The sequence below is a fragment of the Streptomyces sp. NBC_01450 genome (assembly GCF_036227505.1).
In the GTDB taxonomy this organism is placed as follows: domain Bacteria; phylum Actinomycetota; class Actinomycetes; order Streptomycetales; family Streptomycetaceae; genus Streptomyces.
On record NZ_CP109480.1, the window covers coordinates 4,944,580 to 4,964,812 of the forward strand.

At 69.7% G+C, this 20,233-nt stretch carries 13 protein-coding genes; 6 read left to right on the plus strand and 7 right to left on the minus strand.

What is annotated here, in order from left to right:
• Positions 1–26: 26 nt before the first annotated feature.
• The 6 genes from OG568_RS22070 to rpsL all read right to left on the minus strand — a co-directional run bounded on the left by OG568_RS22070 (position 27) and on the right by rpsL (position 8,166).
• Complete coding sequence (locus OG568_RS22070) at positions 27–3,071, minus strand: glycosyl hydrolase 115 family protein (protein ID WP_329532817.1); 3,045 nt, start codon at positions 3,069–3,071, stop codon at positions 27–29.
• A 156-nt stretch (positions 3,072–3,227) separates the two neighbouring features.
• Positions 3,228–3,707: a DUF6193 family natural product biosynthesis protein gene (locus OG568_RS22075; RefSeq protein ID WP_329532818.1), complete on the minus strand. Its 480-nt coding sequence runs from the start codon at positions 3,705–3,707 to the stop codon at positions 3,228–3,230.
• A gap of 109 nt (positions 3,708–3,816) precedes the next feature.
• Positions 3,817–5,010, minus strand: coding sequence for an elongation factor Tu (gene tuf, locus OG568_RS22080; protein ID WP_097285844.1), 1,194 nt, complete (start codon positions 5,008–5,010; stop codon positions 3,817–3,819).
• A gap of 142 nt (positions 5,011–5,152) precedes the next feature.
• Positions 5,153–7,282 (minus strand): elongation factor G, encoded by a 2,130-nt coding sequence (gene fusA / locus OG568_RS22085; protein WP_329365382.1) that lies wholly within the window; start codon positions 7,280–7,282, stop codon positions 5,153–5,155.
• 39 nt (positions 7,283–7,321) lie between these two features.
• Entirely contained in the window at positions 7,322–7,792 is a 471-nt protein-coding gene (gene rpsG, locus OG568_RS22090) for a 30S ribosomal protein S7 (RefSeq protein ID WP_181650348.1), read from the minus strand.
• A gap of 2 nt (positions 7,793–7,794) precedes the next feature.
• Positions 7,795–8,166, minus strand: coding sequence for a 30S ribosomal protein S12 (rpsL, locus tag OG568_RS22095; protein ID WP_003948652.1), 372 nt, complete (start codon positions 8,164–8,166; stop codon positions 7,795–7,797).
• A 554-nt stretch (positions 8,167–8,720) separates the two neighbouring features.
• On the opposite strand from rpsL, the gene OG568_RS22100 reads away from it, so the two are divergent.
• From OG568_RS22100 to OG568_RS22125, 6 genes are all read left to right on the plus strand, one after another.
• Entirely contained in the window at positions 8,721–9,377 is a 657-nt protein-coding gene (locus OG568_RS22100; protein WP_266584832.1) for a Crp/Fnr family transcriptional regulator, read from the plus strand.
• Between the two features lie 511 nt (positions 9,378–9,888).
• Positions 9,889–10,698 carry a hypothetical protein gene (locus OG568_RS22105; protein WP_329532819.1) on the plus strand — a complete coding sequence of 270 codons (810 nt, stop codon included), beginning with the start codon at positions 9,889–9,891 and terminating at the stop codon, positions 10,696–10,698.
• Entirely contained in the window at positions 10,695–12,860 is a 2,166-nt protein-coding gene (locus OG568_RS22110) for a hypothetical protein (RefSeq protein ID WP_329532820.1), read from the plus strand. The genes OG568_RS22105 and OG568_RS22110 overlap by 4 nt, the downstream gene beginning before the upstream one ends.
• A gap of 48 nt (positions 12,861–12,908) precedes the next feature.
• Positions 12,909–14,225 carry a PE-PGRS family protein gene (locus OG568_RS22115; RefSeq protein ID WP_329532821.1) on the plus strand — a complete coding sequence of 439 codons (1,317 nt, stop codon included), beginning with the start codon at positions 12,909–12,911 and terminating at the stop codon, positions 14,223–14,225.
• Complete coding sequence (locus tag OG568_RS22120; protein WP_329532822.1) at positions 14,222–14,725, plus strand: Pycsar system effector family protein; 504 nt, start codon at positions 14,222–14,224, stop codon at positions 14,723–14,725. Before OG568_RS22115 ends, OG568_RS22120 begins: the two co-directional genes overlap by 4 nt.
• Before the next feature lie 26 nt (positions 14,726–14,751).
• Positions 14,752–16,188: a M48 family metalloprotease gene (locus OG568_RS22125; RefSeq protein ID WP_329532823.1), complete on the plus strand. Its 1,437-nt coding sequence runs from the start codon at positions 14,752–14,754 to the stop codon at positions 16,186–16,188.
• Between the two features lie 88 nt (positions 16,189–16,276).
• On the opposite strand, the gene OG568_RS22130 is transcribed toward OG568_RS22125, so the two are convergent.
• The gene (locus tag OG568_RS22130) at positions 16,277–20,176 is read right to left on the minus strand and encodes a DNA-directed RNA polymerase subunit beta' (protein WP_266437286.1); all 3,900 of its coding nucleotides are present in this window, start codon (positions 20,174–20,176) and stop codon (positions 16,277–16,279) included.
• Between the last annotated feature and the right edge of the window lie 57 nt (positions 20,177–20,233).

A 20,233-nucleotide genomic window follows, 5' to 3' on the forward strand; every position in this document is an offset into this window, starting at 1 on the left:
ACCACGTAACCGTCACCTCGTAGCGGTCACCTCACGCGACGGCTCTCCGGCGGGCCCAGGTACGTCGGCCTCAGCCCGCCCGTGTCGATCACCAGCCGCTGCAGCACCACCGTCGGGTCGACCATCCAGAACTTCAGGCGGTGCACGCCGGGAGCGGCGATCACATGCCTCGTCGACGTCACGTTCACGTTGTCCGACGTGTTGCGGGCCCACTCGCTGTTCATCAGGCCGTCGTCGGCTCCCGTGGCCGCGTGGATGTCGACCGTCCGCGGCGCCTTGTCGTCGAAGGAGAGTGCGTAGCGCAGGCCGCCCGTCGGGAGGGCCGGGTTGCGCGGGGAGAGATACGCCCAGACGGCGACCGTGCCGGCGCTCAGCAGGCTCACCTCGTACTCCAGACGGGGGGAGGCCGTCCCGCCGGGCGTCCGGCGCGGGGCCGTCACGGGGTACGGCGTCATGCCCGCCCCGGTGCGGCCGATGCGCGGAACGCACCGCCAGTCGCCCACCGCCCGCGCCCAGTGCTCCGCGTCCACCGCCACATACCCGCCCGCCTCGACAAATCCGCGCAAGCCTCGGGAGGGCGGGTTCTCGGCGATCACGCGCACGGCCACCGAAGTTCCCGCGCCGCTCACCGTGATCTCGGCGTCCGTGCGGCCGTGCGGCGCCCGCGCCCAGTCCGCCGTCACCACCACCCGCGTCTGGTCACGGACGCTCCCGCGCGGACGGTCCACGGTGAGCCACGGCTGAGACGCCTCGATCCGGTAGTCGAAGGCGTCCCGGCCCCGGTTGAACACCTCGATGTACGGCGCCGGGCCCGTCCGGTACGGGCTCAGCACCGCCTCCGCGCCCGGGGAGCCGTCGACCGCCACCCCCAGTTCGGCGCCCGGCGGCAGCTCGATGCGGCGCACCGCGGGGAACAGGACGTCCGGCAGCGCGACGTTGTTCAGCTCCGGCTGCTGCCAGCTCGCGTTCGGGCCGTAGCGCGCCACGTCCCCGTAGTCGATGTGCGGCTGCGTCTGGAAACCCGCCCATTTGCCGCCCGCCACCCCGTGGTTGAAGCGCTCGGCCAGCGCGAAGTCCCGTGCCAGGCCCGCCTCCGCCGCCGCGGCCAGGTCGTTCGTCGCCGCCCGGCCCTGGGCGGCGTAGAGCAGGTTCGTGAACTCGGCCTCCCGCAGCTCGTACAGGTTGGCCGTCGCCTCGACCTCGTAGCCGACCAGCTCGAACCACGCGTCCCGCGCCGAGTCCGGCAGCCGTCGCGCGATCCGCCCGGCCCGTGCCCTGAGCGTCCGCCACTCCTGTGTGACCTGCTCGAGTTCGCGGCCGTGGAAGGGGGTTGCCTGGTCGTCGTACACCACCGCGCCCGATGCCGGGTCGAGGGTGATCCGGCGGTTGAGGAGTTCCGGCTTGCGGCGCGACTGGAGTTGTCCGTACGTCGCCAGTACGTCCGCGATCGCCGCCGCCTGCTCCGCGCCGAAGTTCTGCCGCGCGTACCGCCGTTCCCACGCGCCGAGGGATGCAGGGGTGTCCCAACGGCCTGGATTCCAGGCGTAGTCGAGGAAGAACTCGGTCGGCAGCTCGTTGCCCTTGAGGTCCCCGACGTTCGTCACCCACAGCCCGTGGTTGCCGTAGGCGTGCGCCTGGTGGAGCTGGTCCCAGAGGTTGGGCAGGTTGGCCGTGTCGACCCATTTGTAGTTGCGGCCCGCGCCCACGTAGTCGAAGTGGTAGTAGAGGCCGTAGCCGCCGGGCCGCTCGGGCTCGGCCGGGTCGGGGTGCTTGCGGATGTTGCCCCAGTTGTCGTCCGTCAGTACGACGGTGACGTCGTCCGGGACCCGCAGGCCGCGGTCCCAGTACCGCTGGACCTCCTTGTAGAGCGTCCACACCTGGGGCACCGCGGCCGGGTCGCGGCCCGTCACCTCGGCGATGATCGTCCGCTGCGCGTCGATGATCTCCCGCATCAGTTCGACGCCGTCGCCGTCCGGCAGGCCGGTGTCGCCGTCGCCGCGCATCCCGAGGGTGACGACGCCCTCGAAGTCCAGGTCGGTCATGCGGCGGATGCCGTCGCGCCAGTACGCCTTGAGCGCGTCGGCGTTGCGGCGGAACGACCACTCCCCCGTACCGCCGTACGGGTCATGGCCGGGCGTGACGACGGTTCCGGCGCTGTCGCGCACGGCGGGTACGGCGTGCCGGTTCCACTCCTCGATGCCCCGCATCATGGGCGCCTCGTGAGACGTGCCCATGACAATTCCGTACTCCTTGGCACGGGCGTGGTTGCGCGGATCGTCCTCGGCGAAGGCGCGGCCCCACACCGCCGGCCACAGGTAGTTCGCCTTCAGGCGGAGCAGTACCTCGAAGACCTTCGCGTAGAAGTCGGCGTTGAAGCCGCCGTCGTGGCCGGGCGCCTTCCCGGGGCCGAAGAAGGCGGGGGCCCAGGTGCCGAGGGCCGGGTTCTCGTCGTTGATGAAGATGCCGCGGTACTTCACCGCGGGGGTGCCCTGCGTATGGCGTCCCGGCAGCACATGGAGCGCGTCGCGGTGGACCGGGCGTACGTCGTCCCACCAGTACCAGGGCGAGACGCCGATGCCGTACGAGACGTCGTAAGCGCCGAAGATCGTGCCGCGGGGGTCGCTGCCCGCGACGACGAAGGCCCGGTCCACGCCGGGCATCGGCCGCTCGACCACCGTCTGCAACGAGGTCTCCCACCGGCCCCGCACCCCCTGGACATCCAGCTTCCCGGCGGCGATCAGGCCGTCGACCAGCGGGCTGCGCCCGACCGTCCCGACGAGCACGACCTCCCGCGCCATCCCGTCACCGGGGCGCCTGCCCGTCACCCGTTCGAGGTCGTCACGGAGGTCGCCCGCCACCCGTACGACTCCGGGGTGGTCCTCCGGGGACACCACGACCGGTGCGCCCACCAGGGAGAACGCTCCGCCGGTGAAGGAGATGTACGCGCCGGGATCGGTGGGCCGCGGCTCCTCACCGTCCGCCCATGCCGCGCCCGACAGCCCCGGTAACGCCGCGAGCCCGGCGCCGAGTCCGGCACCGAGAACGGTTCTGCGGCTGACGACTCCAGACATGCCTCACCCCTCGCCCCGACGGCGTACGAATTTGCTCAGCGGCATGACAAATAGTGGAGGGAGGGTCAGCCGGGGGGAATGGGTCGTCGGCGTCGAATACTTTCGGAGGCCGTCATCACGCTCACGGAGGCCGCCATCGGCTTACGAAGGCCGTCATCAGCGAAGATCGTCGGCGGTGCCGGCCACGGCCGGGCCGAGTCCCGCCGGAACGTGGGCCACGACCAGGGCGACGGCCGCCTCCGCCGTGCCGGTCTCACCGAGGAGAGTCCCGCCGCGTGGCACGAAGACCTGGAATCGCCCGTCGTGCCGAGGCAGGACGCTCGGCGCCCGCAGCACGTACGGGTACCGGGTGCAGCTGCTCAGATGCAGGGCGAAGTGGCTGGTGTACGGATGCAGCTGCCGCAGGGCCCGTTCCGCGCGGGCCACCTCGATGAGGTCCACGATGCCCGGGTAGCACACGCCCGGCCGGAGGATCTCCTGCCGCTCACGATGCCACCGCCACACCAGTGCCAGCTGCCGCCACCGCGCCTCCACGGCGTCGGCGGGGCCACGCCGATGCGCCGCCGCCACGTCCGGAAGATCCGGCTTCGGCGGCAGCGGCCGACGGCCCACCTCGCCCAGGTCATGGGAATCCACGCACGCAGTGTGCGCGACGAGCATGGCAAAGGGGCCCGTACGACCGAAGTCGTACGGGCCCCTTCAAGGAGCTCGCGAGGAGCTACCAGGCTGTCAAGCCAACAAGGACTTACTTGTTGATCTTGATGACCTGGCCGGCGCCCACGGTCCGGCCACCCTCACGGATGGCGAACTTCAGGCCCTCCTCCATGGCGACGGGCTGGATGAGCGAAACGGTCATCTCAGTGTTGTCGCCCGGCATGACCATCTCGGTGCCCTCGGGGAGGGTCACAACGCCGGTCACGTCCGTCGTGCGGAAGTAGAACTGCGGACGGTAGTTGTTGAAGAACGGCGTGTGGCGGCCACCCTCGTCCTTGGACAGGATGTAGGCCTGGGCCTCGAACTCGGTGTGCGGCGTGACCGAACCGGGCTTGATGATGACCTGGCCGCGCTCGACGTCCTCGCGCTTGATGCCACGGAGGAGCAGACCGACGTTCTCACCGGCCTGGCCCTCGTCGAGCAGCTTGCGGAACATCTCGATGCCGGTGACCGTGGTGGTGGTCTTCTCCTGCTTGATGCCCACGATGTCGACGGTCTCGTTGACCTTGAGGACACCACGCTCGATACGACCGGTGACGACGGTGCCACGACCGGTGATCGTGAAGACGTCCTCGATCGGCATCAGGAACGGCTTGTCGACGTCACGCTCGGGCTGCGGGATGTTCTCGTCGACGGCCTGCATCAGGTCGAGGACGGTCTGGCCCCACTCCTTGTCGCCCTCAAGGGCCTTGAGCGCCGAGACCTTGACGACCGGCAGGTCGTCGCCCGGGAACTCGTACTCGGAGAGCAGCTCGCGAACCTCGAGCTCGACGAGCTCCAGGATCTCCTCGTCGTCCACCATGTCGGCCTTGTTCAGGGCGACGACGATGTAGGGAACGCCGACCTGGCGGGCCAGGAGCACGTGCTCCTTGGTCTGCGGCATCGGGCCGTCGGTGGCCGCGACCACGAGGATGGCGCCGTCCATCTGCGCCGCACCCGTGATCATGTTCTTGATGTAGTCCGCGTGACCGGGGCAGTCGACGTGGGCGTAGTGACGGCCCTCCGTCTGGTACTCGACGTGCGCGATGGAGATGGTGATACCGCGCTGGCGCTCCTCAGGAGCCTTGTCGATCTGGTCGAAGGCCGAGGCCTCGTTCAGGTCGGGGTACTTGTCGTGCAGCACCTTGGTAATGGCGGCCGTGAGGGTCGTCTTACCGTGGTCGATGTGACCGATGGTGCCGATGTTGACGTGCGGCTTAGTCCGCTCGAACTTTGCCTTCGCCACTGGGTCCTCCTGCGGAGTGGTTCTGGTACGCCTTACTCATCGGCGCCAGGTGATCTTTGCTGGGATGCCGCCCGCCGGGGTCTGCCCTCCCGGGTGAGCCCCGGCGGTCGGTGTCAAGCCTAAAGCGTGTAAACGGTGTGTGTTACTCGCCCTTGGCCTTCGCGATGATCTCCTCGGCGACGTTCCGGGGAACCTCGGCGTAGGAGTCGAACTGCATCGAGTAGCTTGCGCGACCCGAGGTCTTGCTGCGGAGGTCGCCGACGTAGCCGAACATCTCCGAGAGGGGCACGAGGCCCTTCACGACACGGGCACCGGCCCGCTCCTCCATGGCCTGGATCTGACCACGGCGGGAGTTGATGTCGCCGATGACCTCACCCATGTAGTCCTCGGGCGTGGTGACCTCGACGGCCATCATCGGCTCGAGCAGCACGGGGCTGGCCTTGCGCGCGGCCTCCTTGAAGGCCTGCGAACCGGCGATCTTGAACGCGAGTTCGGAGGAGTCGACCTCGTGGTAGCCACCGTCGAGAAGAATGACGCGGACGCCCGTCATCTCGTAGCCGGCCAGGATGCCGAACTGCATGGCTTCCTGCGCACCGGCGTCCACCGACGGGATGTACTCCCGCGGGATACGCCCACCGGTGACCTTGTTCACGAACTCGTACGCCGGACCGTCGGTCTCGGTGATGGGCTCGATCGCGATCTGCACCTTGGCGAACTGACCGGTACCACCGGTCTGCTTCTTGTGCGTGTAGTCGTGACGCTCGACGCCCTTGCGGATCGTCTCGCGGTACGCGACCTGCGGCTTGCCGACGTTGGCCTCGACCTTGAACTCGCGCTTCATACGGTCGACCAGCACCTCGAGGTGCAGCTCGCCCATACCACCGAGGATGGTCTGGCCCGTCTCCTCGTCCGAGTGGACGTGGAAGGAGGGGTCCTCCTCCGCGAGACGCTGGATGGCGACACCCAGCTTCTCCTGGTCACCCTTGGACTTGGGCTCGATGGCGACCTGAATGACCGGCGCCGGGAAGTCCATGGACTCCAGGATGACCGGGTTCTTGTCGTCCGAGAGCGTCTCACCGGTGGTGGTCTGCTTCAGGCCCATGACGGCGACGATGTCGCCGGCGCCCACCGCGTCGATCTCCTCACGCTTGTTCGCGTGCATACGGTAGATCTTGCCGATGCGCTCCTTCTTGCCCTTGACGGAGTTCAGCACCGCGGTGCCAGTCTCCAGGCGGCCCGAGTAGACCCGGACGAAGGTGAGCTTGCCCAGGTGCGGGTCGCTCATGATCTTGAACGCGAGCGCGGACAGCGGCTCGTCCACGGACGGCTTGCGCTTGACGACCAGCTCGGGGTCCTTCACGTCGTGGCCCTCGATGGCCTCGACGTCGAGCGGGGTCGGCAGGTAGCGCACGACCGCGTCGAGCAGGGGCTGCACGCCCTTGTTCTTGAACGCGGTGCCACAGAACACCGGGGTGACCGTGACGTCCTTGGACTTGCCGGACGCGATGGTGATGCGACGGATCGCGGCGTACAGCTGCTCCTCGGTGGGCTCCTGGCCCTCCAGGAACAGCTCCATGATCTCGTCGTCGTTCTCCGCGACGGCCTCGACCAGCTTGCCGCGGTACTCCTCGGCAGCCTCGGCGTGCGTGGCCGGGATGTCGACGACGTCGTACATCTCGCCCTTCGCCGCCTCGGCGGACCACACGAGCGCCTTCATGCGGACCAGGTCCACAACGCCCTTGAAGTCCATCTCGGCACCGATCGGAAGCTGCATGATCAGCGGCACCGCACCAAGGCGGTCCTTGATCATGTCGACGCAGCGGTGGAACTCCGCGCCGGTCCGGTCGAGCTTGTTGACGAAGCAGATGCGCGGCACGCCGTAACGGTCGGCCTGACGCCACACCGTCTCGGACTGCGGCTCCACACCGGCGACACCGTCGAACACCGTGACGGCACCGTCGAGGACGCGGAGCGAACGCTCCACCTCGACCGTGAAGTCGACGTGCCCCGGGGTGTCGATGATGTTGATCGTGTAGTCGTTGTCCTCGAGCGGCCAGTGACAGGTGGTGGCAGCAGAGGTGATCGTGATGCCACGCTCCTGCTCCTGCTCCATCCAGTCCATGGTGGCAGCGCCGTCGTGGACCTCACCGATCTTGTAGCTGACGCCGGTGTAGAAGAGGATCCGCTCGGTGGTGGTCGTCTTGCCCGCGTCGATGTGGGCCATGATCCCGATGTTGCGGACCCTGGCCAGGTCAAGTGAAGTGGTAGCCATAAGGCTTCGGTCTTCTCTCGGTCTCGATGGGGGTAGCGACTACCAGCGGTAGTGCGCGAAGGCCTTGTTGGACTCGGCCATCTTGTGGGTGTCCTCGCGCTTCTTCACAGCGGCACCGAGGCCGTTGGACGCGTCGAGAAGTTCGTTGAGCAGACGCTCGGTCATGGTCTTCTCGCGACGGGCGCGGGAGTAACCGACGAGCCAGCGCAGCGCGAGCGTGTTGGCGCGACCGGGCTTGACCTCGATCGGAACCTGGTACGTCGCACCACCGACACGGCGGGACTTGACCTCGAGGGTCGGCTTGATGTTCTCCAGCGCGCGCTTCAGCGTGATGATCGGGTCGTTGCCCGTCTTCTCACGCAGACCCTCCATGGCGCCGTAGACGATGCGCTCGGCGGTGGAGCGCTTGCCGTTCATCAGCACCTTGTTGATGAGGGAGGTCACCAGAGGGGAACCGTAGACCGGGTCGATGATGACCGGGCGCTTCGGGGCGGGGCCCTTACGAGGCATTTCTACTTCTCCTTCTTGGCGCCGTAGCGGCTGCGGGCCTGCTTGCGGTTCTTGACACCCTGGGTGTCAAGCGAACCACGGATGATCTTGTAGCGAACACCCGGCAGGTCCTTCACACGGCCGCCGCGCACGAGCACGATGGAGTGCTCCTGCAGGTTGTGTCCCTCACCCGGAATGTAAGCGGTGACCTCGATCCCGCTGGTCAGACGCACACGCGCGACCTTACGCAGGGCCGAGTTCGGCTTCTTCGGGGTGGTCGTGAACACACGCGTGCAGACGCCGCGACGCTGGGGCGAACCCTCGAGTGCGGGCGTCTTGTTCTTCTCGACCTTGTCCTGCCGGCCCTTCCGGACCAGCTGCTGGATCGTAGGCACTACTTCTCCGGTTTCTGTGTGCCGAATGGTGAAGCTAACCTGGAACATCTCCGACCCACGCGGTCGGGTGTGTCGAATGCTGCAGACTCCCGCCGCAAGGCGAAAAGGGCGCAGATCACGGTGGCCGGTTACGGCTCGCCTTGCGGTTTGAAGGCACGCACGCGAGCCAGGGCACACCCCAGGCACAAGGTCTGAGCGTACCTACCTCAACGACTTCGGTCAAAACAAATGCTGTCCAGGGCGACACGCCGGACTTCTCGCCACGTCAGCGCGGTGCTCCCGTACGGGGTTGGTTGCGGGCCGGCCTTAGCGCATTCCCGGGGCGCTCGTCCCCAAAAGTTTCCGATCCCCGACGGTACCGCGCAATCCTGTCCACCGCCGTGTGCCCTTCAGTACCTTGATCGGTCGGCTGCGGCGATCGGGGGACCATGACGGCAGCACACGCACCGGACTCATCCGGGTCATCGGACTCATCCGGGTCATCTGGCTCATCGGACTTACCGGGTTCGTGGGATTCCTCGGGCTTACCCGGCGACGGGGGGCTCGACGACCGGGTGCCGTTCCTGGCCCGGCTGGAGAGCGAGGACCGCTCGGCGCTGCTCGCTCTCGGGCACGAGCTGTCGTACGCGCCCCGGATGGTGCTCCTGCACCAGAGCGAACCGTCCTCGCACGTCCTGTTCGTCACGCACGGCTGGACGAAGGTGACCGCGGCCGCCTCCAACGGCTACGAGGCGCTGCTCGCGCTGCGCGGCCCCGGCGACGTCATCGGGGAGTCCGCGGCGCTCACCGGGCGCCCCCGGTCGGCCACCGTGACGGCCCTGGAGCCGGTCCGTACGGTCGCCGTCGAACGCGGCCGCTTCACCGAGTTCCTCGCCCGCTCCCCCGCCGTCTCCTTCGCCCTCCTCGGCCTCACCTCCGACCGCACCCGGGCGGCGGACCGGCGCCGCCTGGAGTTCGCCTCCCTCAGCGTGCGGGAGCGCTTCGCGATCCTGCTGCTGGACCTCGCCCGCACCCACGGCCGGCGCACCGGCCAGGGCATCGAGCTCTCCGTCCCCCTGAGCAAACAGGAACTCGCCGGATCGGTGGGGGCCTCCCGGGAAATGGTCCAACGCCTGCTGAAGGACCTGCGGGAACGGGGGGTCGTGATGACCGGGCGCCGGGCGCTGGTGATCGTGCGGCCGGATGTGCTGCGGCGGATTGCGCGGGGGTGAGGTGGATCTGATGCCGGGTGTCGTATCTGGGCGGGTGGGTCGCTGCGGATGGGTCGCTGCGGGTCGGTGGGGGCTGGTCGCGCGGTTCCCCGCGCCCCTGCGGGCCCGGGGCTGCGCACCGGATCCCCGCCCGCCCGAAGCTCTTCGGCTGCCGGTCGGTGGGGGTCGGTCGCGCAGTTCCCCGCGCCCCCAAAAGCCTCGAGGCGCCCAGCCCACCCGGCGTTCCAGGACGAGACCGGGGGCCGATCCCCGCCCACCCCGGCCCGCATTTCCAGCCCGTCCGGCGATTGAGGACGAGGCCGTTCAGGCCGGAGCGGGGTCCGGGGGCGGCAGCCCCCGGCGGGGGGCCAGGGGCGGAGCCCCTGGGGATGGGACGGGTAGGGGCGGCGGGGGCGCGGGACCGCCCGTTCTGTGTACGCCGTCACACTCCGACTGCGTCATCCGCCCTCACGGCACCACAACCCCGCCCGCCACTCTTCTGCCACTGCCGCACCACCTGCGAGAGGCGACCATGACCGACCCCGTGAGCCGGACGATCCTGTTGCTCGACATCGAGAAGTACAGCGACCGGGACGACATCGAGCAGGCGTATCTGCGGCGCATGCTGTACGACGTCGCCGACCGCACCCTGGAGCGCGCCGGCATCGACGAACGCCTGCGCCTGCGCGCCGACCGGGGCGACTCCGTGATGGAGCTGATCGACGCCAACGCCTCCGTCACCGCACTGCTGCGCGCCCTGCTCACCGAGGTCCCCAGCCAGTTGCACGCGGTCAACCGGATGGCGTCCAGCTCGGCACAGATCCGGCTGCGGGGCGTCGTCGCCACGGGCTACGTCGCCGTGGACGAGCACGACGGCTGGGTCGGCTCCGACCTCAACCACGCCTGCCGCCTCCTCGACGCCCAGCTGCTGCGCGCGGCCCTGCGGGAGCGGAGAGACGACTTCGCCCTGTGCGTCTCGGAGAGCGTGCACACGGGGATCGTGCGGCACGGTCACGCGGGCATCCCGGCGGCGGACTTCCACGCGGTGACCGTGGACAGCAAGAACGGCCCGCTGCGGGCCTGGCTGCACGGCCCGGTGCCGGACGCCGACGACGACCACAGTGAGAAGGGGGGAACCTCGGTGCCGGGCGCCAGCTCGGGGGAGCGTCCGGCACCGAGGCGGGACGACCGGCCGGAAACCCGGGCGGGCGCCGTCTTCCACTTCGACGGAGGCGCCCCCACCTTCGGCGGCAGCCTCGTCGGCGGCGACCAGCACGGCGTGTCGGGCGGCCAGGTCACCGGAGACGTCCACCTCGGCGGGTCCGGGGGTGAGTCGGCGTGACGGTGCCTCCCCCCACCGCGCCGACCCCCGACGACGTACACCCGAAGGACGTACACCCGAAGGACCCGCACCCGGCCCCCGGACCTGACACCCGGCACGAAGACGGGGAAGGAGACGGGGAACAGGAGCGGACGCAGGAGGCGCGCGCGGCTCAGCGCGAGCTCTTCGCACACACCCCGGGGTTCATTCTCGGCTCGGCCTCGTCCTTCGGCGGGAGTCTGGTCGGCGGCGCCCAGCACGGCGTGTCCGGCGGCGAGGTCGCCGGTGACGTGTTCATGGGCGGCAAGACGGAGATCCACCACCACGGCTCGGCGGCGTCGGCGGCGTACGCCTCCGGAGAGATCCCGCGGCGCCACCTCGAGGACCTGGACGCCGTCTTCGTCGAGAGCCCCGCCTACGCCACCGCCCTGGACCGGCTCCGCGAAGAACGCGTCCTCGTCCTCGCCGGCGCCCACGCCACCGGCCGCCACGCCGCCGCGCTGATGCTCCTGCACCGCCTGGGCGTGCCCGCCGTGCACGCCCTCTCGCCGGAGACCAGCCCGGCGGCCCTGAGCGCCCCGCTCACCGCACCCGGCGGGCACGTCCTGCGCGATCTGCCGCTGAGCCGCAACCGGCCGCTGCGCGACACCCATCTCCACGCGGCCCGCGACCAGCTGAAGAAGGTCGACGGGTATCTCGTGGTGACCGTCGAGAACTCGCCTTTCCTGCTGGGGGCCACCGCCGCCGTCTGGCAGCCTCCGGAGGCGTCGGCGGTCGTCCGCGCGTATGTGGGCAGGCACCGGGCGCACGACGCCGACGACCTCCTCGCCCTCCCCCCGGTGCGGGACTTCCTCGCCCGGGGACACCATCAGCCCGCCGAGGCCGCCGAGTTCGCGAAGGAGCTGGCCGGGTTCGACGGCGGTGAGGCGGCCACGGCCCGGCTCGCGGAGTTCGGTCAGGCGGCCGTGGAGCAGCAGTGCCGGGAGTGGCTGAGCGACCCCGAGTCCACGCTGCGGGACAAGGCCTTCCTCATCTCGCTCGCCGTCTTCGACCGGGCGCCGTACGTCCTCGCCGCCGAGCTCGCGGACAAGCTGTTCGTGCACTTCCAGCGCTTGCAGCACCCCGAGGAGCCGCCGGAGATCCCGGTGTTCGGGCTCGCCGCCGAGACCCGTCTCGCGCGGGCCCGCGCCGAGGGGGAAGTGCGGAACGAGGCGACCGAATGGGGCTCCGTGCCGCAGTTCACCGCGTTCTTCCGGAAGGAGAACACCCCTCGCGCCCTGCTCACCGAGGTGTGGACGGGCCATCCCTCCGCCCGGCCCGCGCTGATCGCCTGGCTGAAGGAGCTGGCCCGCGACGGACGTCCCGTCGTACGGACCCGGGCCGCCGCGGCCACCGCCATGCTCGCGCTCGCCGACCTGCCCTCCGCGGTCGCGCTGCTGATCGACGGCTGGGCGGTGTCGAAGACGTTCGGCCCCCGGGTCACCGCCGCGAACACCCTCACGCTCGCCCAGCTCCTCGACGCGCCCGTCGTCCTGCGCCTGCTCACCCAGTGGTGCACGGACACCCACTGGGCCCGCCGCTGGACCGCGATCCGGGCGTTCGGACTGCTCGCGCCGCTGCGCCCGCATCTCGCGAGCACGGCCTTGAGCGCCCTCGCGACCCGCGCCCGCGCCGACAACAGCAGCCCGGCCGAGGCGGCCAACCTGATCGAGTCCACGGCCCTGCTGCTCTCCGTGGGCCTCAGGCGCGGCGAGATGCTCTCCGAGCTGGTGCGGCTGCTCCACCACGACACCCCCGCGGTCCGCGCGCTGGCACTGGGCGCCTTCGTACGGGCGTGCGACAACGCGGAGGAGGGCGCGCTCGTCGAGTGGTACGCCGACATCGGCATGTACCAGGCGGACTCGGCCCGTGACCTCGCCACCCTCTGGCGCACCGCCCTCGGCGACCGCGCCCACACCCGGGGCGCCCTGAACGCCCTGCACACCTGGGTGTACGTGGCCGAGCACCGCCCGGACGCGACCCAGGCCCTGGAGCTGCTGCTGCCCGCGCTGGTCGTCACGGCGGACGACCACAAACGCCTCAGCCACGAACTGCGCACCCTGCGCGGCCGGGACGGCGGCCCGCGCCCGCCCCTCGCCGACCGCCTGCTCACCACGCTGCGTCCCACCGTCCCGACGCCCTGAAGCCCTGAAGCCCTGAAGCCCTGACACAGAGTTACGAGGAGTTGACCCATGGCGGAATTCCGCCGCCCGCCGGAGTGGCAGCAACAGGCCGACAGACACACCATGCTGATCGACCCGGTGCTCACCGTGCGGCCGATCTCCCGCTTCGACTACACGGCCCGGCGGCCGGTCTCCGCGATCGACCACGCGCTGGTGTTCGCCACCGTGGGCGGCGCCTACGACGCGTACATGCCCCCGCACCGGCCGAGCCGCACGGACGCCGCGACCCGCCGCTACACCTCGGTCTACGAGGTCGACATGGGCAGCCACCCGGTACAGCTGGAACTCGAACTGCCCAGCGACGACGACGCGTTCTCGTTCAGCGCCACCGCCGATCTGACCTGGCGCGTCTCGGACCCGATCGCCTACGTGGCCGGCGGCGAACGCGATGTGCCCACGCGGCTCACCCGTGAACTCCACCAGTTCGCGCGGCCGGTCAGCCGGCGGTTCTCCATCGAGGACAGCCGGGACGCCGAGGCCGAGGTCCAGTACGCGGTCGAGAGGGGCGTCTTCGCCGACGGCATCGGGCTCGCGGTCACCTGCGTGGTGCGGTTACGCCTGGACGACGACGCGATCGCGCACCGGCGGCGGAAGCGGGCGCTGCGCTACGAGGCCGACATGCTCGACCCCGAGCACGAGTACCGGCTGCGCCAGTCCCAGCAACTGCACGAGCTGGAGGTGCTGCGCCAGACGCAGTCCCAGGAGCTGATGGCCCAGAAGATCGCCTTCTACCAGTACCACCTGCAGCACGGGGGTGTCGCCCAGTGGGCCTTCCACCTCGCCGCGCACCCCGAGGACACCCGGATGGTCATCAACGCGCTCCAGAAGGACCAGCTCTCCGCCATCGAGAGCCAGCTGGAGCTGATCGCCGGAGACACTCTGGAGGACTATCAGAAGGCCGAGTCGGCCCGCTCCACCCTGCGGGTCGTCAAGGAGCTGAACAGCCGCCAGGAGGCCCCGCCGGGGCCCCCGGTTCCCGGCCGGCCGACGCCCCCACCCGGTGGCGTACCGCAGCCGCCGTACGACCCCTCACAGCCGTACGGGGCCGCCGCCCAGCCCTATGGCGGCGCTCCGGCCCCCGGAGGCGTACCGGGCGCCCCCTACACCCCGCCCGGGCCGCCCGTGTCCCACCAGCCGTACGTCCCGCCCGCGCCCGGAACCGTGCCGCCGGGGCCCTACCAGGCCGATCCTCCGGCCCCCGCCGGGCCCCCGTACGACCAGGCCCCGCCGCCCCCGGCCGTCGCCCCCACGCCCGTCATTCCGCCCGCACCCTCCGCCTATCCGCCGCCCCCGCCCCCGGAGCCGTCCGGGACGGGACCGGAGTGACCACCACCGCTCCCGGCACCAGAACCGCCGAACGGCTGCTGGCCGAGCTGCGGGGCGAGATCGCCCGGGCCGACAGCAAGGCGTCCGTGCTGGTGGCGGCGCTCGGAATGACGGCGGGGGTCTTCAGCGGGCTGCTGGCCGGACGGAACTGGTCGCCGAGCTCGCTCTCCGCGCCAGGTACGGCCGTCTGGTGGACCGGCGCCCTGGCCCTCGCCTTCGCCCTGTTCGCGCTGCTGCTCGCGGTGCTCCCCCGGTACCGCGCCAGTTCGTGGGCCCCGGGCCGGCCCCTCTGTTTCTTCGGAGACATCCAACAAGCCGTACGTGAAGGACAGTTGGCGACCGCTCTCGCCGACACCGACCGCGACCCCGCCGCCGGACTCACCGCGGCGCTCACCGAGACCAGCCGTATCGCCGCCCGCAAGCACCAGTGGATCCGCACCGGACTGATCGCCTTCTGCGCGGGCACGGTGCTGCTTCCCGCCGGGCTGCTCATCGGCTGACGTCCCCGTCCTGAAGGAGCCCCACCTTGTCCTACCCGCCAGACCCGGCCGCCCCGGAGCCCGGCCCCGCCTATCCGGAGCCCCCGTACCCGGGCACGCCCGCGCCCCCGTCCTATCCGGGCGCCGCGCCCCAGTACCCGGGAGCCGCCGCGACACCACCGCCGTACCCGGGAACCGCCACGACACCACCGCCGTACCCGGGCACCGCCGCGACACCGCCCCCGTACCCCGGGGCCGCCACTCCCCCACCCCCATACCCGGGGACCCCCGCGCCCCCGTCCTATCCGGGCGCCGCGCCCCAGTACCCGGGGGCCGGGGCCGCGCCTTCGTACCCCGCGGCGCCGCCCGCCCACCCGGGGGCCGCGCCCACGTACCCGAGCGGCCCGCAGCCCCCCACCGCCACCGCACCGCCGTACATCCCGCCCCAGACGCCCCCCATGCATACGCCCCCCGCCGCCGCACCCGCGGCACCGCCCACACCTCCAGCACCGCCGGAGGCCACCGCGCCCGACGACCTCGACTACCGGCACGCGGGCTCCCGCGTCCACGTGGCCGCGCACCAGCGCGGGGCCGACGCCACCGCGATCGGGCAGCTGGCGGTCCAGGTGCCGGGCTTCCTGGTGAGCCTCGCCGTGGTCGCCTCGTTCGCCGTGGGAATCCTCGGCACGGCCATGGGCTGGCTGGTCATCCTCGCCTGGCTGGCCTCCGGGGCGCTCGTCTTCCACCGGCCCACCGAGCTGGCCTTCGCCCGGCACGTGATGAAGCTCAGGGTGCCGCTCGCCGAGGAGCGGGCCCGTCTGGAGCCGATCTGGCGCGAGGTCACCGCCCGTGCGGGCATCGAGGCACACTCGTACGAGCTGATGGTGGAGAACAGCACCGACCTGAACGCGGTGGCGGCCGCCGGCCATGTCGTCGGGGTCACGACGTACGCGCTGAACGAGATCCCCAGCAGCAACCTCGCCGCCGTACTCGCCCATGAACTCGGCCATCACACCGGCGGTCACGCCTGGACCGGCCTGCTCGGCTACTGGTACTCGCTGCCAGGACGGATCGCCTGGGCCTTCATGCGGGGCATCGCCCGGATCGCGATCCGGGTCGCGAGCGTCTTCTCGCTGGCCGCGACCGGGATGGTCTACCTCTTCATCGGGATGTTCGTGATCGGCGGGTTCGTCGCCGCCTGGTACATCACCGTGCCGCTCGTCATCGCCCCCTACCTGCTCGCCTACGTGGGCCGCCAGGGCGAGCTGCGTGCCGACCGGCAGGCCGCGGACCTCGGCTTCGCGCCCCAGCTGGCACAGGTCCTGTACCACTTCCAGGCCCAGGAGGACGCGGTGAAGGCGCAGGCCGCGGCGCAGGGCAGGAAGCTCAAGGAACCGGGCGGCCTGGCCAGGCTGCTGACCACCCACCCGGACAACTACACCCGGCTCCAGGCACTCGAGCCCTACCTCCAGCTCAGCCGCTGACCACGGACGACCGGCACCGGACAACGCCGAAGGGCGGCCACCCCGTACGAAACGGAGTGACCGCCCTTCAGTACTTCAGACGTACGCCTTACTGGTTGTACGGACCGTAGTCGTAGTCCTCCAGCGGGACGGCCTGGCCGGAGCCGGTGCCGAACGGCGAGTAGTCGATGTCGTCGTAGCCGACGGCCGAGTACATCGCGGCCTTGGCCTCTTCGGTCGGCTCGACCCGGATGTTGCGGTAGCGGGACAGACCCGTACCGGCCGGGATGAGCTTACCGATGATGACGTTCTCCTTGAGGCCGATCAGGGAGTCGGACTTGGCGTTGATCGCCGCGTCCGTCAGAACCCTGGTCGTCTCCTGGAAGGACGCCGCCGACAGCCACGACTCGGTCGCCAGCGAGGCCTTGGTGATACCCATCAGCTGCGGACGGCCGGAGGCCGGGTGGCCGCCTTCCTGGACCACACGACGGTTCTCGGTCTCGAACTTCGAACGCTCGACCAGCTCGCCGGGCAGCAGCTCCGCGTCGCCCGACTCGATGATCGTCACACGGCGCAGCATCTGCCGGATGATGATCTCGATGTGCTTGTCGTGGATCGACACACCCTGCGAGTTGTAGACCTTCTGGACCTCGCCGACCAGGTGGACCTGGACCGCGCGCTGACCGAGGATCCGCAGCACGTCGTGCGGGTTGGTGGCACCCACGGTGAGCTTCTGGCCCACCTCGACGTGGTCGCCCTCGCCCACCAGCAGACGAGCACGCTTCGAGATCGGGAACGCCGTCTCGTCGCTGCCGTCGTCCGGGGTGACGACGATCTTCTTGGTCTTCTCGGTCTCCTCGATCCGGATACGGCCGGAGGCCTCCGAGATCGGGGCGACACCCTTCGGCGTACGAGCCTCGAAGAGCTCGACGACACGGGGCAGACCCTGGGTGATGTCGTCACCGGCCACACCACCGGTGTGGAAGGTACGCATCGTCAGCTGGGTACCGGGCTCACCGATGGACTGGGCGGCGATGATGCCGACCGCCTCACCGATGTCGACCAGCTTGCCGGTGGCCAGCGAACGGCCGTAGCACATGGCGCAGGTACCGACGGCGGACTCGCAGGTCAGGACCGAGCGGGTCTTGACCTCCTCGATACCGTGCTTGACCAGCTCGTCGATGAGGACGTCGCCGAGGTCGGTGTTGGCCGGGGCCAGCACCCTGCCGTCGACGGTGATGTCCTCGGCCAGCGCACGTGCGTACACGCTGGTCTCGACGTTCTCCGTCTTGCGCAGCACCCCGTCCTCGCCGCGCTCGGCGATGGCCAGACGCAGACCACGGTCGGTGCCGCAGTCCTCCTCGCGGATGATGACGTCCTGCGAGACGTCCACCAGACGACGGGTGAGGTAACCCGAGTCGGCGGTACGCAGAGCCGTGTCCGCCAGACCCTTACGAGCACCGTGCGTCGAGATGAAGTACTCCAGCACCGACAGGCCCTCACGGAAGGAGGCCTTGATCGGACGCGGGATCGTCTCGTTCTTGGCGTTCGACACCAGACCACGCATACCGGCGATCTGACGCATCTGCATCATGTTTCCTCGGGCACCCGAGTCAACCATCATGAAGATGGGGTTCGTCTTCGGGAAGTTCGCGTTCATCGCCTCGGCAACCTCGTTGGTCGCCTTGGTCCAAATCGCGATGAGCTCCTGAGTGCGCTCTTCCTTGGTGATCAGACCGCGCTCGTACTGCTTCTGGACCTTCTCGTCCTGCGCCTCGTAGCCCTTGACGATCTCCTTCTTCGCCTCGGGAACGACGATGTCGGAGATGGCCACGGTGACGCCGGAGCGGGTGCCCCAGTAGAAGCCCGCCGCCTTCAGGTTGTCGAGCGTCGCCGCCACGATGACCTTGGGGTAGCGCTCGGCCAGGTCGTTGACGATCTCGCCGAGCTGCTTCTTGCCCACCGAGTAGTCGACGAACGGGTAGTCCTCGGGCAGCAGCTCGTTGAAGAGCGCACGGCCCAGGGTCGTCCGGAGGCGGAAGGTGTCACCCTGCTGCCACTCGGGCTCGCCCTCCTCCTGCGCCGGCGGGGTCCAGCCACGCGGCGGGATGGTGCCCACCGGGAAGCGGATGTCGACGGCCGACTGGAGCGCGAGCTCCCCGGCGTCGAACGCCATCGTCGCCTCGGCGGTCGAGCCGAAGGCACGGCCCTCGCCCTTGACGTCGCGCAGCTCGCCGTCCGTGGTCAGGAAGAACAGACCGAGGACCATGTCCTGGGTCGGCATCGTGACCGGGCGGCCGTCGGCGGGCTTGAGGATGTTGTTCGAGGACAGCATCAGGATGCGGGCCTCGGCCTGCGCCTCCGCGGAGAGCGGCAGGTGGACGGCCATCTGGTCACCGTCGAAGTCCGCGTTGAACGCGGTGCAGACGAGCGGGTGGATCTGGATGGCCTTGCCCTCGACCAGCTGCGGCTCGAAGGCCTGGATGCCGAGGCGGTGCAGCGTGGGCGCACGGTTCAGCAGAACCGGGTGCTCCGCGATGACCTCTTCCAGGACGTCGTACACGACCGTGCGGCCGCGCTCGACCATCCGCTTGGCGCTCTTGATGTTCTGCGCGTGGTTCAGGTCGACCAGACGCTTCATCACGAACGGCTTGAAGAGCTCCAGCGCCATGGCCTTGGGCAGACCACACTGGTGCAGCTTCAGCTGCGGACCGACGACGATCACGGAACGCGCGGAGTAGTCCACACGCTTGCCGAGCAGGTTCTGACGGAATCGACCCTGCTTGCCCTTGAGCATGTCGGACAGCGACTTCAGCGGACGGTTGCCGGGGCCCGTGACCGGGCGACCACGACGGCCGTTGTCGAAGAGCGCGTCGACGGCCTCCTGAAGCATGCGCTTCTCGTTGTTCACGATGATCTCGGGGGCACCGAGGTCAAGGAGTCGCTTCAGACGGTTGTTGCGGTTGATCACGCGGCGGTACAGGTCGTTCAGGTCGGAGGTCGCGAAGCGGCCACCGTCCAGCTGCACCATCGGACGAAGGTCCGGCGGGATGACCGGCACGCAGTCGAGCACCATGCCCTTGGGGCTGTTGCTGGTCTGCAGGAACGCGGAGACGACCTTGAGGCGCTTGAGCGCACGGGTCTTCTTCTGGCCCTTGCCGGTACGGATGATCTCGCGGAGGCGCTCGGCCTCCTCGTCGAGGTCGAAGGACTCCAGGCGCTTCTGCAGCGCCGCGGCACCCATCGAACCGTCGAAGTACGTGCCGAAGCGGTCACGCAGCTCGCGGTAGAGGAGCTCGTCGCCCTCCAGGTCCTGGACCTTCAGGTTCTTGAAGCGGGTCCAGACCTCGTCGAGACGGTCGATCTCGCGCTGCGAACGGTCACGCAGCTGCTTCATCTCACGCTCGGCACCCTCGCGCACCTTGCGGCGCACGTCGGCCTTGGCGCCCTCGGCCTCGAGCTCGGCCAGGTCGGTCTCGAGCTTCTTGGCGCGGGCCTCGAGGTCGGCGTCGCGACGGTTCTCGATCTGCTGACGCTCGACGGAGACGTGCGCCTCCAGCGAGGGCAGGTCGCGGGTGCGGCGCTCCTCGTCGACGAACGTGATCATGTACGCCGCGAAGTAGATGACCTTCTCGAGGTCCTTCGGGGCGAGGTCGAGCAGGTAGCCCAGACGCGACGGAACGCCCTTGAAGTACCAGATGTGGGTGACGGGAGCGGCCAGCTCGATGTGGCCCATCCGCTCACGACGCACCTTGGCGCGAGTGACCTCGACGCCGCAGCGCTCACAGATGATGCCCTTGAAGCGGACACGCTTGTACTTACCGCAGTAGCACTCCCAGTCCCGGGTCGGACCGAAGATCTTCTCGCAGAAGAGTCCGTCCTTTTCGGGCTTGAGGGTGCGGTAGTTGATGGTCTCGGGCTTCTTGACCTCGCCGTGGCTCCACTGACGGATGTCGTCAGCGGTGGCCAGACCGATCCGGAGCTCATCGAAGAAGTTGACGTCGAGCACTATGCGTCAATCCCTCTCAGGGTTGTAAGTCTTGGGGTCTGAAACGGGGGTCCTGGG

Coding starts and splice junctions, on each gene's coding strand:
- OG568_RS22070 (WP_329532817.1), bottom strand. CDS start 3,071: ATGTCTGGAGTCGTCAGCCGCAGAACCGTTCTCGGTGCCGGACTCGGC.
- fusA (WP_329365382.1), bottom strand. CDS start 7,282: ATGGCTACCACTTCACTTGACCTGGCCAGGGTCCGCAACATCGGGATC.
- rpsG (WP_181650348.1), bottom strand. CDS start 7,792: ATGCCTCGTAAGGGCCCCGCCCCGAAGCGCCCGGTCATCATCGACCCG.
- OG568_RS22105 (WP_329532819.1), top strand. CDS start 9,889: ATGACCGACCCCGTGAGCCGGACGATCCTGTTGCTCGACATCGAGAAG.
- OG568_RS22115 (WP_329532821.1), top strand. CDS start 12,909: ATGGCGGAATTCCGCCGCCCGCCGGAGTGGCAGCAACAGGCCGACAGA.